Genomic DNA, 16550 nt, shown 5'->3' on the forward strand with positions numbered 1-16550 from the left:
GACGCCTCGACTGATCAATTTTGTTTGTGCTTGCGAGCAAGGATATTCGCTTTTAATCAGAATCGCTGTTACTGAGAATCAGCAGACCGCCCTTTCAAGGAACTCCAGCATGGCGCTCGCACCCTTTCACCTGGCAATTCCCGTCTACGACCTGGCTGCCTCCCGGCACTTCTATGGCGAGGTGTTCGGTTGCGCGGAGGGTCGCAGCAGCGCGCACTGGGTGGATTTCGACTTCTTCGGCCACCAACTGGTGATTCACCAGGCGCCAAAGATGACGTATCAGGAAGAAGCGCACAGCAACCCGGTGGATGGCCACGACGTGCCGGTGCCGCATTTCGGTGTGGTGCTGGGCTGGGATGATTGGCAGGTACTAGCGGCGCGGCTACAGGCCAAGGGCACGCAATTTGTGATCGAACCCTATGTACGCTTCGCCGGCCAGGTCGGCGAGCAGGCCACGCTGTTCCTGCTCGACCCGTGCGGCAACGCCCTGGAGTTCAAGGCGTTCAAGGACATCAGTCAGCTGTTTGCCAAATAGCGCGTTATGGGCGATCAAGCAGGCCGGGCAGCTGCGCAGCCAGCTTGGTGTTGTTGATCGGCGCGCGGATAAAGCCGCGCTGCTTGCCGTCGGGGCCGATCAGCACCAGGTTGCCGCTGTGATCGACGGTGTAGTTTTCCTTGCTGGTATCGGCCGGGATAAACGGAATGCTGACGCCGTTGGCCAGTTTCTGGATGGTCGCTTCCTCGCCGGTCAGGCCGATAAAGCCTGCGTCGAAATAATCCAGGTACTTCTTCAACTGCTCCGGCGTGTCGCGGTGCGGGTCAACCGTGACCAGCACGATGCGCAGCTTGGCCAGGGTTTCCGGCGGTAGCTGGCCTTGCAGTTGGCGCAGTTGGGCGAGGGTGGCTGGGCAAATATCCGGGCAGAAGGTGTAGCCGAAGAACAGCAGGCTCCACTGATCCTTAAGCTGATCGACCGCCACTGTCTGCCCATCCTGATTGGTCAGGTTCAACTCCGGTAGGCTGCGGCTCTGTGGCAGTAGAACGATGCCGGCATCGAGCAGCACGGTGGGATCACCCTGGCCCTTGCTGGTCAGCACCTTGTTGACGGTCAGGCCCAGCACCAGGGCGACGATAGCAACGAGAACAAAAACGGTGATCTGGGTTCGGCTCATGGCACCAACGATTACAGGTTTAACAGCAGATAGTGGTCGACCAGCAGGGCGATAAACAGCGCGAAAAGATACCAGATGCTGTACTTGAAGGTGCTGATCGCCGCATGCGGTTTGCTGTCACGGTACAGCACCACCGCCCAGTACAGAAAGCGCCCGCCCAACAGCACGGCGCAGGCGAGATAGAGCAGCCCGCTCATATGGATGGCATAAGGCAGCAGGGTCACGGCAAACATCACCAGGGTGTACAGCAGGATGTGCACCTTGGTGTAGTGCTCACCGTGGGTCACCGGCAGCATGGGGATATCGGCCTTGGCGTATTCCTCCTTGCGGTGGATGGCCAGGGCCCAGAAATGCGGCGGCGTCCAGGCGAAGATGATCAGCACCAGCAGCAGCGGTTCGGCGCTGATATGCCCGGTAACCGCGACCCAGCCGAGCAGCGGCGGCGCTGCACCGGCCAGCCCGCCGATCACGATATTCTGCGGCGTGGCGCGTTTGAGAAAGCCAGTGTAGAGGACCGCGTAGCCGAGCAGCGAGGCCAGGGTCAGCCAGGCCGCCAGCTCGTTGGTAAAGGTCAGCAGCAGCGCCATTCCGGCTACCGCCAGCAGCAGGGCAAAACCCAGCGCCGCGGTCGGCGACAAACGCCCGGCCGTCACGGGCCGTTTATGGGTGCGCGCCATGATCGAATCGATGCGCCGATCGACCACATGATTGACCGCCGCGGCCGCACCGGCGCACAAACCGATGCCCAGGTTGCCGAAGATCAGCACTTCCCAGGCCACACCCGCACGGGTGGCGAGGAACATGCCGACCAAGGAGGTGATCAGCATCAGCACCACCACCCGCGGCTTGGTCAGCTCCAGGTAGTCGCGCCAGCTGGCGTGGGCTTGGTGTTCGCGCGCTAGAGTAGCCATAGGGTCTCTCCTCGATTGTTCTTGTTATTTACCGGGCAGCGCAGCAAAACCAGCCTGCGCGCTTGTCGCCGGGGATGCCAGCCGTACGCTGCTGCGCAGCCGATAATTGATCAGCACCAGGGTCAGCAGCAGCGCTGCGCCACCGAGGTTATGCGCCACCGCCACCAGCAATGGCAGATGGAATACCACGTTGCTGATACCCAGGCTGATCTGCACCGCCAGCGCCAGCACCAGCAGCCCGGCCAAATGCGTCAGGCCATGGCGCTTGAGTTGCCAGGCCAACAGCAGCAGTACCAGGGTCACCAGCAGCGCGCCGATGCGGTGGGTCATATGAATGGCGGTGCGCGCGTCGCTGTCGAGCTGGCCGCCGAGGTAGTTGGGGCCGATATGCTGAGTCAGATGAAAGCCGTTGGCGAAGTCCATCGCCGGCCACCATTCGCCATGACAGGTCGGCAGATCAACGCAGGCGACCGCCGCATAGTTGCTGCTGACCCAGCCACCAAGGGCGATCTGCCCGACGACCAACAGCAGTCCGAGCGCCGCCAGGCTGCGCAGGCGTGCGGGCAGATTGGCCAAGGCGGCCGCCTTGCCGGATAGCCGCAACGTTAAAAGAAACAACAGGCTAAGGGTGGCAAAACCGCCAAGCAGATGCGCGGTAACCACTTGTGGCCAGAGTTTCAGGGTCACCGTCCACATGCCAAAGGCTGCCTGCAGCGTCACCAGCCCCAGCAAAAACAACGGCAGTTTGAGTGGCTGACCCGCTTCGCCACGGCGACGCAGCGCCTGCACCGCCAGACCAAGAATCACCAAGCCCAGGGCGCCGGCAAAATAGCGGTGGATCATCTCGTACCAACCCTTGGCCACTTCAACCGGCGCTTCCGGAAAACGCGCTTCGGCCAGGGTCTGTTTATGCTCGCTCATCGGCACACCGATAAAGCCATAGCAACCCGGCCAGTCCGGGCAACCGAGACCGGCATGGGTTAAACGGGTATAGGCACCGAGCAGCACCACCACGACCGCCAACACAGTGGCGAACAGGGCAAAACGGTAACCGGGTTTGCTCATCATCAGTCCTTAGCCGAGGCAGCATTAACCAATTTGCGAGATTTTCAGCAGATGCCGCAGATCGTTGAGAATCGCCTTGCCCTTGCTGGTGGCGTCATAACGCAGCACCAGATTGCCGCGCGGATCGACGATCCACAGCTGCGCACCTTCGGCCTTGCCGGCGGTCTTGCCGTAGGCCTCCAGCTGCAACTGATAACGCGCCAGCTGCGGGTATTCGCGGCGTAGCTGGGCGTCATAGTCGCCAGCAATGGGTTGGGCAGTGGCCAGGCCATGGGCGGCGCGAGCGACATCACGGTTTAGGCCGATATGCACCTGACGGGCAAGGAACACCAGTTCCTTGCAGGCGGCATCGCAGACATCCGGCACGGTCACCAGCAGCTGCCAGCGCTGCTCATCGGCACCGACCACGCCGAGGTCGGCGCGGGTTTGTCCGGTGCCAATCAGTTCGCCGTGATAGCTGCGGGTTTCCGGCACCCAGAAGCGCCATTGGTACATGGCGCTGGCGAGGATCATCGGGCCGATAACCACGGCCAGAATCAAGATCAGTTGCAGCCGCCCACGGCGACGCTGGCTGGGTGACACTTCAGGCAGGGCGATGGCTGGGTTCATGGCGAGTCTCCCGCGCGTTAGATAGACCTAAATAGATAAACAGGCAGAGCAAGGCCGCCGCCAGGGCGAACCACTGCACGGCGTAGCCGAGGTGTTTGTCGGGGCTCATGGCGATAACCGGCCAATCGCTTTGAAATGACGCTGGGCCCGGTTCGATGCGTACTTCATAGCTCAGGCCACCGCGCCCCAGTTGCTGCCACAGGTCATCCGGCTTGACCTCACTGACCACCTGCGGCCAGCCCGCAGTGGCTTGCGCGCCTTGCAGTTGAAAGGCTTCACCCAGCGGTACATACACCGTGGCCTGCAGGCGCAACGGCGTATCCGGGGTGGCGAAGGTTGGCGTAATGCGCCGATCCGGCCAGGGCAGCCAGCCGCGATTGAGCAGCAGCCAGAGGCCGCTGGGTTGATCATAAAAAGGTTGCAGTACCTCGACGCCGACTTTGCCGTCGCGGGTGCGGTTGTCCAGCAGCAGGGCGTGGCGCGCATCGAAGAAGCCCTGTAACTGTACGCGCTGGTAAGCCGGGTTGGGCTGGCGCTCCAGCTCATCAATGCTGATCGGTGCGGCCAGTTGCTGGGCCTGGTGTGCGGCCAGCAGCTGGCGCTTTTCTTCGGCCCGCGCCAACTGCCAGAAGCCTAGGGCGATCAGACAGGGAAGCAGCAACAGCACCAGTACGCTGGGCAGCCAGCCAGGACGGAAGGCGCTCATAGCAACCTCCCTAAAGCCCTGTACAAGCTGGCTATACTGCAGCTGAAGCGCATTTCCCTTCCCCCGAAGTTCCGCTTGGGAGTCACGCATGCTCAAAGCCGCGATCGTCCTGTTACTACTGGCTACTCTGGTCAGCCTATTCAGTGGCCTGTTCTTTCTGGTCAAGGACGAAGGTAAAACCTCCCGGGTGGTCAACGCGCTGACTGTGCGCGTGACCCTTACAGCGCTGACCGTTGCCCTTATTGCCTGGGGTTTCTATAGCGGCCAACTGGTCTCGCAGGTCACCTGGTAGCCGCGTCAGATCACATAAACGAAGACGAACAGACCGATCCACACCACATCGACAAAGTGCCAATACCAGGCCGCCGCCTCGAAGCCAAAATGCTGCTCTGGGCTGAAATGCCCACGAATCACCCGAATCAGCATGATGCTCAGCATCAGCGCCCCCAGAGTCACGTGGGCACCGTGAAAGCCGGTGAGCATAAAGAAGGTCGCGCCGTAGATGCCCGAACCCAGGGTCAGACCCAGCTCGGTGTAGGCGTGGATATATTCCTCGACCTGCAGCACCAGAAAGGCGATGCCGAGAATCACCGTCAGCGCCAGCCACAGGGTCAGCGGTTTGCGGTGGTTCTTGCGCAGCGCGTGGTGGGCGAAGGTCAGGGTGAAGCTGGAGGTCACCAGCAAGATGGTGTTGATCAGCGGCAACCCCCAAGCGCTGATGGTGCCGCTCGGTGCCGGATAGAGCTTCGGATCAGGTGTATTGAGCAGCGGCCAGGTGTATTCGAAGCCCGGCCAGAGCATGTTGCTCACCCCTTTGTCGCCTTCGCCGCCGAGCCAAGGGCCCGCCCAGGTGCGCACGTAGAACAGCACACCGAAGAACGCAGCGAAGAACATCACCTCGGAGAAGATGAACCAGCTCATGCCCCAGCGGAACGAGCGGTCCATCTGCGGGCTGTACATGCCGGAGCGGCTTTCCTTGATCACATTGCCGAACCAGCCGAACAGCATATAGGCGAGAAACAGGCCGCCGATAAAGAAGATCAGCGGGCCGTTGGAGTCGGCGCGATCAGCCTTCAGATCGTTGAACCAGGTACCCACGCCGTACACCGAAAACAGCATGCCCAGGGTGGCGATGATCGGCCACTTGCTCTGGGCCGGAACGTAATAGCTTTCGTGACTTTCGTGACTCGACATTTATTGTTCTCCTTATGGAGTCGCCCGGGTAAGGGTCGCTTGTGCCACCGGCGGTTTGCGCGCGGTGATATCGAACAGGGTGTAGCCCAAGGTCAGGTGCTTCACGTCCTTGGGCAAGTCTCTGTCGACGATAAAGCGCACCGGCATTTCGATGCGCTCACCGGGTTGCAGTACCTGCTGGGTAAAGCAGAAGCATTCGGTCTTGTGAAAGTAGGCAGCCGCTTTGGACGGCGCCACGCTGGGGATCGCCTGGGCGCTCATCGGTTTGTCCGTGGGGTTGTAGGCCACATAGACCATCTCGGTGCTCTGACCGGGATGAACCGTCAGCTCATCGGCCAGCGGACGAAATTCCCAGACCATCTCGGCTGAGTTGGTGGCGAGAAACTGCACCCGCACCTGACGCGACTCATCCGTGCTTTGCAGCCCGGCCTCATAGGCACCGGCGGTTTTGCCGTTGATGCCGAAGGCCTGGCACATCACGTCATAGATCGGCACCAGGGCGAAGCCGAAGCCAAACATGCCGACCACCACCAGTAACAGGCGGGTAACCAGGCGGCGGGTCGACAGGGCTTCGCTCATCGGCCGGCTCCCTATTTCACTTCAGGTGGCGTGGTGAAGGTGTGATACGGCGCAGGCGATGGCACCGTCCACTCCAAGCCTTCGGCACCGTCCCAAGGCTTGGCCGCGGCGGGCTTGCCGCCACGGATGCACTTGATGACGATAAACAGGAACAGCAACTGGGTGGCGCCAAACATAAAGGCGCCGATGCTCGACACCATGTTGAAGTTGGCGAACATCATGTTGTAGTCCGGAATACGCCGCGGCATGCCGGCCAGGCCGACAAAGTGCATCGGGAAGAACGCCAGGTTCATACCGACAAAGCTCATCCAGAAATGCAGCTTGCCCAGGGTCTCGTCATACATGTGCCCAGTCCACTTCGGCAGCCAGTAATAGGCCGAGGCAAAGATGCCGAAGATTGCCCCCGGCACCAGCACGTAGTGGAAATGCGCCACCACGAAGTAGGTGTCGTGGTACTGGAAGTCCGCCGGGGCGATGGCCAGCATCAACCCGGAGAAGCCGCCAATGGTAAACAGGATGACGAAGGCCACGGAGAACAGCATCGGCGTTTCGAAGGTCATCGAGCCGCGCCACATGGTGCTGGCCCAGTTGAACACCTTCACCCCGGTCGGCACGGCGATCAGCATGGTGGCGTACATAAAGAACAGCTCACCGGTCAGCGGGATGCCGACGGTAAACATGTGGTGCGCCCAGACGATAAACGACAGAAAGGCAATGCTCGCCGTGGCATAGACCATCGAGGTGTAGCCAAACAGCGGCTTGCGGGCGAAAGCCGGGATGATTGCACTGACCGCGCCGAATGCCGGCAGGATCATGATGTACACCTCGGGGTGACCGAAGAACCAGAACACGTGCTGGAACAGCACTGGGTCACCGCCACCAGCGGCACTGAAGAAGCTGGTGCCGAAGTGGATGTCCATCAGCATCATGGTTACGCAGCCGGCCAGTACCGGCATCACCGCGATCAGCAGGAAGGCAGTGATCAGCCAGGTCCAGACGAACAGCGGCATCTTCATCAGGGTCATGCCGGGCGCGCGCAGGTTGAGGATGGTGGCGACCACGTTGATCGCGCCCATGATCGAACTGATACCCATCAGGTGCACGGCGAAGATAAAGAAAGTCACCGATTCCGGCGCGTAGGTGGTCGATAGCGGCGCATAGAAGGTCCAACCGAAGTTCGGTCCGCCACCCTCCATAAACAATGTGCTGATCAACATGCCGAACGCTGCTGGCAGCAGCCAGAAGCTGAAGTTGTTCATCCGCGGCAAGGCCATATCCGGCGCGCCGACCATCAGCGGAATCATCCAGTTGGCCAGGCCGACGAAGGCTGGCATGACCGCGCCGAAGACCATGATCAGGCCGTGCATGGTGGTCATCTGGTTGAAGAATTCCGGCTGCACGATCTGCAGGCCCGGCTGGAACAGCTCGGCGCGAATCACCATAGCCATGCTGCCGCCCAGCAGGAACATGGCGAAGCTGAACCACAGGTACATGGTGCCGATGTCTTTGTGGTTGGTGGTCAACACCCAACGCATCAGGCCTTTGGCCGGGCCGTGATGATGGTCATGTCCGACATGACCGTGGCCAGCGTGGCCCGGATCGATCACTGCACTCATGTCCTTACTCCTGAGCCTGTTTGAACGCGAGGATGTCTTTCGGCGTGACCATGTCGCCTACCGCATTGCCCCAGGCATTGCGTTCATAGGTGATGATCGCGGCGATATCGACTTCCGAGAGTTGCTTACCAAAGGCCGCCATCGAGGTGCCCGGCTTGCCGTTGACCACGATGCCGATATGCCCTTTGGCCTCACCCTTGGCGATGGCCGAGCCTTTCAACGCCGGGAACATCGGCGGCAGGCCTTCACCGTTTGGCTGGTGACAGGATGCGCAGTTGGTCTGGTAGGACTTCTCGCCACGGGCCATCAGCTCGTCCATGGTCCACTCTTTACTGGTCAGCTCACGTTCAGCGGCCGCAGCCACCTTGCGCTCGGCCAGCCAGGCGGCGTAGTCCTCTTTCGACTTGGCCTCGACCACCACGGGCATAAAGCCGTGGTCCTTACCGCACAGCTCGGTGCACTGGCCACGGTAGATGCCGGGCTCGTCGATGCGCGTCCAGGATTCATTGATAAAGCCGGGGATGGCGTCTTTCTTCACCGCCAGGGCCGGCACCCACCAGGAGTGGATTACATCGGCGGCGGTGATCAGGAAACGCACTTTGGTGCCGACCGGCACCACCAGCGGCTCATCGACCTCAAGCAGGTAGTGCTCGCCCTTGGTGGCCTTGTTGTTGATCTGATCCTTGGGCGTGGTCAGGTTGCTGAAGAACTCGACGTCTTCACCCAGGTATTTGTAGTGCCATTTCCATTGATAGCCCGTGACCTGAATATCCAGCTCGGATTCGCTGGAGTCGTATATCTCGATCAGGGTCTTGGTCGCCGGTATCGCCATCAGCACCAGAATCACCAACGGCACAACCGTCCAGAGGATCTCGACCGTGGTGCTTTCATGGAAGTGCGCCGGCTCCTGGCCGGTGGAGCGACGGTGAACGAGCATCGACCAGAACATCGCGCCGAACACGATCACGCCGATCACGACGCAGATCCAGAAGATGGTCATATGCAAGTCAAATACTGAGCGGCTGACCTCGGTGGCACCGGGCGTCATATTGAAGCCCCAGCTGGCGTGCGCCGAGCTGAATACCAACCACAACAGGAGGCCCATCCAGACTCGTGGATGTCGCATCATTGCGGGTTCCCCTTAATTTTTCTTGTTATCCCGCCGAACCGCTCAGTGGCTAAGTCTTCGCACATTTCACGGTGAAAATGCCTGCGAAGACCGTCCATGCCGCAGCCGATTCGGAGTTATCAGGTACTGCCTTTCGAATTCGAGTATAGACACGGACTTGCACCTGGCAATGCGAAAGCCGAAATGAGCAACAGACTGCAAGGCACGCGCTAGAGACCGCGGCTGGCGCGGGATAGGCAGGGGCGGCAAGTGCGGCATATAGCCGACTCGCATAACTGTTTAATAATTATGACAATCGGGTCTTAGCCGATGCGCTCAGCCAGCTAAGGTTCTCGCCCATGTCCTCATTTCAGGAGCAGTCATGAACATCGCCGCTTTGCACGCACTGATCCAGCGTGCGCACCAACACGAAGCCAGTACGGGTCACCTGGCCAGTCAAATGCAGGCCCACCTGGGGCAACTGCACCCGTCCATCCGCCTACCCAACGAAGACACTCAAGGCGTGCTGCAGCGTTTTGTCAGCGCCTATATCGAGCAGGTGCCAGAGCTGTTGCAAGCAGCCCATCAGGTTTCTCAGGAAGCGGGAATCGAGGCGCATATAAAACCGGTGCTCAAGGTTGCCGAACAGTTTTTTCTGCAGCCGCCCGCGCTGATGGCCGGCCATGAAGGGCTGGAAGGGTTGCTCGATGAAGCCTATCTGGCCCATCGTTTGGTCGAAGAAGTGAATGATCGCTACATCACTCACCTGGGTGCGCCGTTGATTCCGCTGGATACCACGGTGGCCAACCTGATCGCCCACCAGCTGATCGGCGAAGCCTTTGCCAATCAGCTGGATGAGGCCGTGCACCATGCCGTCGACGGCATGCTCGACGAAGCCAGCTTTGCCCAGGACTCGGTGCAGGCCTACCGCGAACGCCTGCACAACCCGCAGACCGACGCTGCCTGGCAGCGCTGGCCGTGCCTATCGCGGCAGCTCGGGGTTGAGCTGCAGCTGGATGAAACCCGCGCGGCGGGCTAACCGACCTTGGCAACCCGCGCGCGGTTGCCGGCTAGCTGCTCGGCAGGTAGCGCGCGCGTGGCGTAGCCATCGGCAACGGGCCGTCGCCGATCAGGCGGAACTCGCCCTTCTCCGCGTCGTAGGCCTTGATATCGCTGGTTTCGATGTCATACACCCAGCCGTGGATAAACAGCTGGCCGCAGGCCACCCGCGCCGCCACCGACGGGTGGGTACACAGGTGATTGAGCTGGGCCACCACGTTCTCCTCGGTGAGAATACCCAGCCTGTCATGGCCTTCACAGCCGCAGTTCGCCTCGACCACCTTGAGCGCCACTTCGCTGTGGCGCAGCCAGGCCTTCACAGTCGGCATGCTGTCCAGAGTTTCGGGGGCCAGCACTGCCTTCATCGCACCGCAGTCGGAGTGGCCGCAGACGATGATGTGCTGCACGCCCAACGCCAGCACCGCGTACTCGATAGCGGTGGACACCCCACCCATCATCTGCCCGTAGGCCGGCACCACGTTGCCAACGTTGCGATTGACGAACAGGTCGCCCGGCGAGCTTTGGGTGATCAGCTCAGGCACCACTCGCGAGTCGGCGCAGGTGATAAACATCGCGCGCGGATTCTGCGCGGTGGCAAGTTTCTTGAACAACTCTTCCTGCTGCGGAAAAATCTCGCTGCGAAAGCGTTTGAAACCACCAACGATGCTTTGTAGGGCTTCCTCGGCACTCTCAGTACCTGCGCGCCCCTGCAGCGGGATCAACTGATGCTTGTATGGCATGTTTGCGGCCTCTATGAACCTGAATAAACCCTGCTAAAACGACAGCCAAGGCCGCTAGCGAGTCACATACCAAGTGTTACTGCCGCAGGCCCTGACGGCAACCGTCAACCTTGCGAGGCTGTTAGAGCAGCGCCAGCTGGCCACCCGGCGGACAGAAGCCTGTGCAGTCCAGGTTGAACGCCTCGCGTCGATTCAGGCCCAGGCGCTTGCTGGCCAGGGCAAACCGCTGCGCGAGCAATTCAGCAAAGGCCCCTTCACCGCTAAAACGCTTACCAAAACTGCTGTCATACAGCGCCCCGCCACGGCTCTGACGGATCAGGCTAAGCACATGCTCGGCGCGCTGCGGGTAATGCGCCTGCAACCATTCCTCGAACAGTGGCGCAACTTCGCGCGGCAGGCGCAGCAACATGTAATTGGCACTCTGTGCGCCGGCCTCTTTAGCCGCTGCCAGCAAGTGCTCCAGCTCCATATCGTTGATCATCGGAATCATGGGCGAGCACAGCACACCAACCGGAATACGGTTTTCACGCAGCACGCGGATTGCCCGTAGGCGCGCTGCCGGCGCAGCGGCGCGCGGTTCCATGATGCGTTTGAGCTCATCATCCAGGGTGGTCAGGCTGATCATCACCGCCACCAGGCGCTGTTGTGCCAGCTCAGTGAGCAGATCGAGGTCACGCAGAATCAGCGAACCCTTGGTGACGATGGTGACCGGGTGACGGTAGTCGAGCAGCACCTTGAGACTGTTGCGCGTCAACAGATGCTGACGCTCAATCGGTTGATAAGGATCGGTGTTGGAACCCAGATTGATCGGTGCGCAGACATAGCCGGGCTTGCTCAGCTGCTGTTCGAGCAGCGCCACGGCATTGGTCTTGGCGATCAGCTTGGTTTCAAAATCCAGCCCCGGCGACAGATCCCAATAGGCGTGGCTGGGCCTGGCATAACAGTAGATGCAGCCGTGTTCGCAGCCACGATAGGGGTTGATCGAACGATCAAACGGCAAGTCCGGCGACTGGTTGCGGGTGATGATGCTTTTTGCGGTTTCGCTACGCACCTCAGTCGCCCGGCTGGGCGGCACTTCCTGAAACCAGCCGTCATCGCTGGCGATAATGCGCTGCGGGGCAAAGCGGTTATGCGGGTTACTGGCGGTACCGCGACCGCGCGGCGGCAGAGAAACGGACATGGGCTGGCTCCATAAATTACTGTATATAAGCACAGTAATTTATGTGCATCACCAACCCCCAGTCGTCAGCCGATCACCTTACACAGCACCTTAATCAGCCCGCCACCAGCAGCAACAACAACGGCAAACTGGCTGCCGCCAGCAGGGTTTGCAGGGTGATGATGCCGGCCATCAACTGGCTGTCGCCGCCCAGCTGACGAGTCAGTACGTAAGCCGTCGGCGCGGTTGGCAGGGCAAAGAACAGCACCAGCACCGTGCTTTCCATCGCTGGCAACTGCAGACCATAGGCCACCACCCAAGCCAACACTGGCATGGCCAGCAGGCGCAGCAGGCTATTGCTAAGCAGCGCCGGCACTTCACCGCCCAGCTGCTCGGGTTTCAGCGCTGCACCGACACAGAGCAAACCCAGCGGCAGACTGGCTGCGGCCAACAAGCTAAGCAGGCGATCACTGCCACCCGGCAGGCCAAGACCGCTGAGGTTGACCAGGGCACCGCCGAGGCAGGCAAGAATCAGCGGGTTCTTCAGAATCGGCAGCAACAGGCTGCGCGCACTGACGCCTCGCTCTGCGGTCAGCGACCAGACCGACAGCACATTTACCGTCGGCACCATCAGGGCGAGCATGATGGCCGCCAGGGTCAGGCCTTCCTGGCCAAATAGGCTGCCGACGGCGGCCAGGCCGAGGTAGGTATTGAAGCGCAGAATGCCCTGGCTGAACGCGCCAAAACGCCCCGCCGGCCAACCCCGCACGCGTCGCACCAGCAACAGCGCCAACCAGGCGATACCCAGCGCCAGCAACACGGCCAACCCCAGACGCGGTAATGCCGGGTTATCCAGCGGCGCCGTCGCCAGACTGCTGAACAACAACGCGGGGAACAGAATGAAGTAATTGAGGCGCTCGGCACCCGGCCAGAACGCCTCATTGGGGAACGCCCAGCAGCGCAGGTAATACCCGGCGACAATCAAAGCGAACAATGGCCACAAGGCCAACAACAACTCCAGCACGGCAACCTCCAGCCACAGGCAAGCCGCCATCTTGAGCAGCCCCGTGGGGTGACGCAAGGTCGATGTCGGGATTAGGCTGCTTTACCTGACCGTTACGACGAGAATCTCTTATGTCCGCTATCCATCAAGGCGGTTGCCACTGCGGGGCCTTGCGCTATGAGTTTGCGGCGCCGCTGCGCGACATCGCGCACTGCCATTGCACGATCTGCCGGCGCAGCACCGGCGGTATCGTCACCACCTGGATCAGCGTGCCGCTGGCGAGCTTTCGCTGGCTGGCCGGCACCGCGCGCGAATACGCCTCGTCGTCCAGTTGTACGCGCAGTTTCTGCCCCACCTGCGGCGCGCACCTGACGCTGTTCACCACACTCAGCCCGCACAGCCTGGATATCACCATCGCCACCCTCGACCAGCCTGAATTGGCCCCAGCGGATCGGCATATCTGGGTGCAAAGCCGCCTGCCTTGGTTGCACCTGGACGAGCATTTGCCGCAAGAGCAGCAGGAACATATCCCCTAGGGCGCGCAAGGCTTTGTGCTCCGGTAGCCCGAATGCAATGCGGAAAGCGATGGTGGCGGCGCAATCTTTCCCCCGGATTTTATCCGGGCTACGGCAACATCAAGCCGCCACCCGCCTTATGCAGCGCGCGCAGATGCTTGCCCAGTTTTGTCAGGTTGGCTTCAGTGGCCTGCAGTTCGGCCAGGCGCGCCGGCTCCAGCAGGGTGCGCACTTCCTGATCGAGGTTGTCGCTGAGCTGGCGCAGTTGCTGCTGACGCGCCTGGCTTTCGCTTTCCAGACGCTGCCATTCAGCGCGCTGTGGTAGGCCGTAGCCGCCTTCGAGCAACTCGGCCGGGCGACTGAGAAAACCGCTGTTGGCGAGGATCTGCTGCAGTGCGCCGCCAGCCTTGTTCAGCGTGGGATCAACGCCATCACGGCCGCTTAGATAACGACGCTTAAGTTCATCCTGGGCCAATAGCAATTGCCGGCGCAGTGCAGCTTGTTCGAGCAGCAGCAGGGCTGCGCTGGTGCGCAGATCGGCGCGGGCGAACCAGGGTTGGCGCTTCTCGGCTGGCTGCATCAGCCAGTCCTCGACCTGCGTCTGCTCAATCGGCAGCTGCGCCTGCAACACGCTGAACATGGCCTGGTAACGGTCACGAAACGAATCAAAGCGATAACCCAGGCGCAGGGCTTCGGCGGAATCGTCCAGCACGCTGCGGTCGGCCAGATCGCGGGCCACCAGGGAATCGAGCAGGCCGTTGGGCATGATGCTGTCGAGCGCATGCAGGCTCGGGTGCTGGCTGCCGCTGCGCAGCAGCTTGAGGGCTTCCACGGCGCAGTTGTTGGAGATAAACCAGTAGTCGCCGTCGTAGCTCCAGTGCTGCTCGGCGGCGCGGGTCACCAGTTGTTCCAGCTGCGTGCGATCCAGCTTGAGCGGCACCGACGCCAGGCTGCGCAGCTCAACCTTGGTGTATTCCTCGATTACCTGGGCCAGCGGCAGTACGAACAGCCGCGACGGATAAACCCCGGTCAGGCCATCCCAGCTGGATAACTGCACATCGCCGACAAAGGCGCGGTAGGACAGCACCAGATGTTCCTGCAGATCCAGCCGACAGTCCGGCCCCAGCGGCCGCCCAGGCGCGCAGATGACCAAACGCAGCATGCTGTGGCCCCAACGGCTGGCCAGCGCGTCGTTGGCTTCGGCCAACAGGTAATCCACCTGATAGACGCGCTGCGGGTCGATGCTACCCAGCGGCTGACGCGCAAAATCGCGCCCAGCATTCAGGTAGGCCAAGCCTTCGGCACAGGGCTGCTGATTCGTCGGCGTCCAGGCGAAATGCGCACTCAGGTAACGCGCCACCGAGGGCCGACGACAGGCGTAGCTGGGGTCGAGAAGGAAGTACTCCATGTTCACGGCGAGAAACTCGCGCGGGTTGCTCAGCTCGTAGCTATCCGGGCTGCGCGCGACCTGATGATTGTCCTGCTCACGCGCGCCACGCCGGCCGACCTGCTGCGGCCAGCCAGCCAGATCGAGCAGCAGCGGATCATCACTCAGGGTAAAGCGCCGCGCCGTCTGGCCACGGCAGCGGTCCGGCAGGCCAACGACTCCTGAGCTTTGTTCACGCTGGCGACACTGGCGTTGCAGCTGCCTGTCCGCCTGCGGCCAGAGCTGGGCGCGATCATATAGATGGGTAATTTCATGTAGCACGGTCGCCAGTAGTTCACGGCGCACAGTGCCATGGGGGCGATTGGTTAGGGTGGTGGCGCTGCTGCCATCGCTCAATGCCGGCAGCAATGCGGCATTCAATTCAATACCGCTAAAGCGCCCGGCGCGGCCATACACCTGCGCAGGCAGGTTGCGCCAGCGCACGCTGACGCGGCGGTCGAGTTGCTGTTTAAGCTGTGGCGGCAAGGCGGCCAGCGCGTCTTGCAACAGTTGCTGGCTGGCCTGACGCTCAGCAGGGCTGAGTTCGGCGCCCGCTAGCTGCAGGCGCAACTCGGCCTGACTGCAGGTGCTGGCCAGTAACGCCAGCCCGAACAGCCAGGCACGCGGCCAACTCACAGTGCCAGGATGGCTTCGGCCAATACCAGGTCAGAAGCGCCTTGCGCCTCAGGCACTTGGCTGCGGATGGTGCCGATGGCGGCTTCCAGCTGGGCGCCACGGATCTGCCCTTGGCTGGCAACGAAGCTGGCCGCATCGTCACGCGCCGCGAGTACGACTTTCGAATCGCGCACCGAGGTGGTGGTATCCGAGGTGAAATCGAAGGTGCGATCCAACGCACGCACGATGATATTGCTGGTCGCCACCAGGGTTTGCGCCTGTGCAGTGGCACTGAACAGAACAACTGCAACTACGGCACTGAGCAAGATAGGGCGCATATGCATCTCCAATAATCAGCCATCACATCGGTTGGACTGGCTTAGACGGGCAGTGTGCCACACAGTTCCGCCAGCGCTTCTGGCCAAGCGCTGGCGGAGCGCGCTCAAAGGCTAAGGATGGCAGTCGCCAACTGCATATCATCGCCCTGCAGCGTCGGCACCTGCTGACGAATATGCTGCAGAGCGGCCTCCAGGCGCACCCCACGGATGTCGCCCTGGCTGGCAACAAAGGCGGCAGCATCGTCGCGCGCGGCCAGCACGATCTTGTCATCGGTAAAGGACGAGGACACATCGGAGCTCGCTTCCGAGGTCGCCCCGACCGCCCCGACCACCGCATCGGTGGTGACCACAAAGCTGGTGGCGCTTGCCGTGCCGGCCAGCGCCAGTAATGCCGCAAGGCTCAAGGTCTTTATCGCATTCATATCCACACTCCTGAAAAGGCCCAACAGACAGGCTGGGTTCAGTGTAGACCCTGACTGTACGGGTTGGTTGCCAGGCGGCTCAGCGCCAGAACGGCTTGGCCAGTTCAGCCTGCCGCTGCGCCTCGGTGATGCCTGCGTCCGCCAACTGGCGGCAATCGAGGCGCGCCAGCTGGCTGCGGGTACGCACATTGCGCTGCCAGCTGCACAGCGCTGCATAGACACGTAACCAGAGTGGGTGATTTACCTGGGTGTTTTGCGAGGGCTGGTGTTTGAGCGTGCGTTCCATGGCGCAATTCCTTGTCAAAGACAGAAG

At 61.4% G+C, this 16550-nt stretch carries 20 protein-coding genes; 4 read left to right on the forward strand and 16 right to left on the reverse strand.

The window, feature by feature from the left end; translation table 11 throughout:
• Positions 1-109: 109 nt before the first annotated feature.
• Complete coding sequence (locus tag Q8O69_RS16515; protein ID WP_305593317.1) at positions 110-535, forward strand: VOC family protein; 426 nt, start codon at positions 110-112, stop codon at positions 533-535.
• 4 nt (positions 536-539) lie between these two features.
• Here Q8O69_RS16515 and Q8O69_RS16520 read toward each other — a convergent pair whose 3' ends face one another.
• From Q8O69_RS16520 to Q8O69_RS16540, 5 genes are read right to left on the reverse strand one after another with little or no spacing between them, the layout of a single operon-like run.
• On the reverse strand, positions 540-1172 hold the full coding sequence (locus Q8O69_RS16520; protein ID WP_305593318.1) for an SCO family protein: 633 nt from the start codon (positions 1170-1172) through the stop codon (positions 540-542).
• 11 nt (positions 1173-1183) lie between these two features.
• Entirely contained in the window at positions 1184-2083 is a 900-nt protein-coding gene (cyoE, locus tag Q8O69_RS16525; protein ID WP_305593319.1) for a heme o synthase, read from the reverse strand.
• Between the two features lie 24 nt (positions 2084-2107).
• Positions 2108-3148: a heme A synthase gene (locus Q8O69_RS16530; RefSeq protein WP_305593320.1), complete on the reverse strand. Its 1041-nt coding sequence runs from the start codon at positions 3146-3148 to the stop codon at positions 2108-2110.
• 24 nt (positions 3149-3172) lie between these two features.
• Positions 3173-3757, reverse strand: a complete 585-nt coding sequence (locus Q8O69_RS16535) for a hypothetical protein (RefSeq protein WP_305593321.1) — start codon at positions 3755-3757, stop codon at positions 3173-3175.
• Positions 3732-4463, reverse strand: a complete 732-nt coding sequence (locus Q8O69_RS16540; protein ID WP_305593322.1) for an SURF1 family protein — start codon at positions 4461-4463, stop codon at positions 3732-3734. Before Q8O69_RS16540 ends, Q8O69_RS16535 begins: the two co-directional genes overlap by 26 nt.
• Before the next feature lie 88 nt (positions 4464-4551).
• Here Q8O69_RS16540 and Q8O69_RS16545 point away from each other — a divergent pair, with 88 nt between their 5' ends.
• Positions 4552-4755: a twin transmembrane helix small protein gene (locus Q8O69_RS16545; protein ID WP_275959934.1), complete on the forward strand. Its 204-nt coding sequence runs from the start codon at positions 4552-4554 to the stop codon at positions 4753-4755.
• 5 nt (positions 4756-4760) lie between these two features.
• Here Q8O69_RS16545 and Q8O69_RS16550 read toward each other — a convergent pair whose 3' ends face one another.
• The 4 genes from Q8O69_RS16550 to coxB are packed head-to-tail and all read right to left on the reverse strand — an operon-like array spanning position 4761 to position 8981.
• Positions 4761-5657 carry a cytochrome c oxidase subunit 3 gene (locus Q8O69_RS16550; protein WP_305593323.1) on the reverse strand — a complete coding sequence of 299 codons (897 nt, stop codon included), beginning with the start codon at positions 5655-5657 and terminating at the stop codon, positions 4761-4763.
• 12 nt (positions 5658-5669) lie between these two features.
• Complete coding sequence (locus Q8O69_RS16555; RefSeq protein ID WP_305593324.1) at positions 5670-6236, reverse strand: cytochrome c oxidase assembly protein; 567 nt, start codon at positions 6234-6236, stop codon at positions 5670-5672.
• 11 nt (positions 6237-6247) lie between these two features.
• Entirely contained in the window at positions 6248-7852 is a 1605-nt protein-coding gene (gene ctaD, locus Q8O69_RS16560; protein WP_305593325.1) for a cytochrome c oxidase subunit I, read from the reverse strand.
• Between the two features lie 4 nt (positions 7853-7856).
• On the reverse strand, positions 7857-8981 hold the full coding sequence (gene coxB, locus Q8O69_RS16565; protein WP_305593326.1) for a cytochrome c oxidase subunit II: 1125 nt from the start codon (positions 8979-8981) through the stop codon (positions 7857-7859).
• Between the two features lie 361 nt (positions 8982-9342).
• On the opposite strand from coxB, the gene Q8O69_RS16570 reads away from it, so the two are divergent.
• Positions 9343-9999: a hypothetical protein gene (locus Q8O69_RS16570; RefSeq protein ID WP_305593327.1), complete on the forward strand. Its 657-nt coding sequence runs from the start codon at positions 9343-9345 to the stop codon at positions 9997-9999.
• Positions 10000-10030: 31 nt separating this feature from the next.
• Here Q8O69_RS16570 and Q8O69_RS16575 read toward each other — a convergent pair whose 3' ends face one another.
• From Q8O69_RS16575 to Q8O69_RS16585, 3 genes are all read right to left on the reverse strand, one after another.
• A complete protein-coding gene (locus Q8O69_RS16575) occupies positions 10031-10759 on the reverse strand; it encodes a carbonic anhydrase (RefSeq protein WP_305593328.1) in 729 nt (242 codons plus the stop codon).
• 121 nt (positions 10760-10880) lie between these two features.
• A complete protein-coding gene (locus Q8O69_RS16580; protein WP_305593329.1) occupies positions 10881-11939 on the reverse strand; it encodes a PA0069 family radical SAM protein in 1059 nt (352 codons plus the stop codon).
• 94 nt (positions 11940-12033) lie between these two features.
• Positions 12034-12972 (reverse strand): AEC family transporter, encoded by a 939-nt coding sequence (locus tag Q8O69_RS16585; protein WP_305593353.1) that lies wholly within the window; start codon positions 12970-12972, stop codon positions 12034-12036.
• A gap of 80 nt (positions 12973-13052) precedes the next feature.
• On the opposite strand from Q8O69_RS16585, the gene Q8O69_RS16590 reads away from it, so the two are divergent.
• Complete coding sequence (locus Q8O69_RS16590) at positions 13053-13457, forward strand: GFA family protein (protein ID WP_305593330.1); 405 nt, start codon at positions 13053-13055, stop codon at positions 13455-13457.
• An 88-nt stretch (positions 13458-13545) separates the two neighbouring features.
• Here Q8O69_RS16590 and Q8O69_RS16595 read toward each other — a convergent pair whose 3' ends face one another.
• From Q8O69_RS16595 to Q8O69_RS16610, 4 genes are all read right to left on the reverse strand, one after another.
• On the reverse strand, positions 13546-15498 hold the full coding sequence (locus Q8O69_RS16595) for a DUF4105 domain-containing protein (protein ID WP_305593331.1): 1953 nt from the start codon (positions 15496-15498) through the stop codon (positions 13546-13548).
• Positions 15495-15815: a DUF2388 domain-containing protein gene (locus tag Q8O69_RS16600; RefSeq protein WP_167146067.1), complete on the reverse strand. Its 321-nt coding sequence runs from the start codon at positions 15813-15815 to the stop codon at positions 15495-15497. The genes Q8O69_RS16595 and Q8O69_RS16600 overlap by 4 nt, the downstream gene beginning before the upstream one ends.
• 104 nt (positions 15816-15919) lie before the next feature.
• Positions 15920-16237 (reverse strand): DUF2388 domain-containing protein, encoded by a 318-nt coding sequence (locus Q8O69_RS16605; RefSeq protein WP_305593332.1) that lies wholly within the window; start codon positions 16235-16237, stop codon positions 15920-15922.
• Positions 16238-16316: 79 nt separating this feature from the next.
• Positions 16317-16523 (reverse strand): DUF1127 domain-containing protein, encoded by a 207-nt coding sequence (locus Q8O69_RS16610; protein ID WP_305593333.1) that lies wholly within the window; start codon positions 16521-16523, stop codon positions 16317-16319.
• Between the last annotated feature and the right edge of the window lie 27 nt (positions 16524-16550).

Source organism: Pseudomonas sp. (genome assembly GCF_030690725.1).
GTDB lineage: Bacteria > Pseudomonadota > Gammaproteobacteria > Pseudomonadales > Pseudomonadaceae > Aquipseudomonas.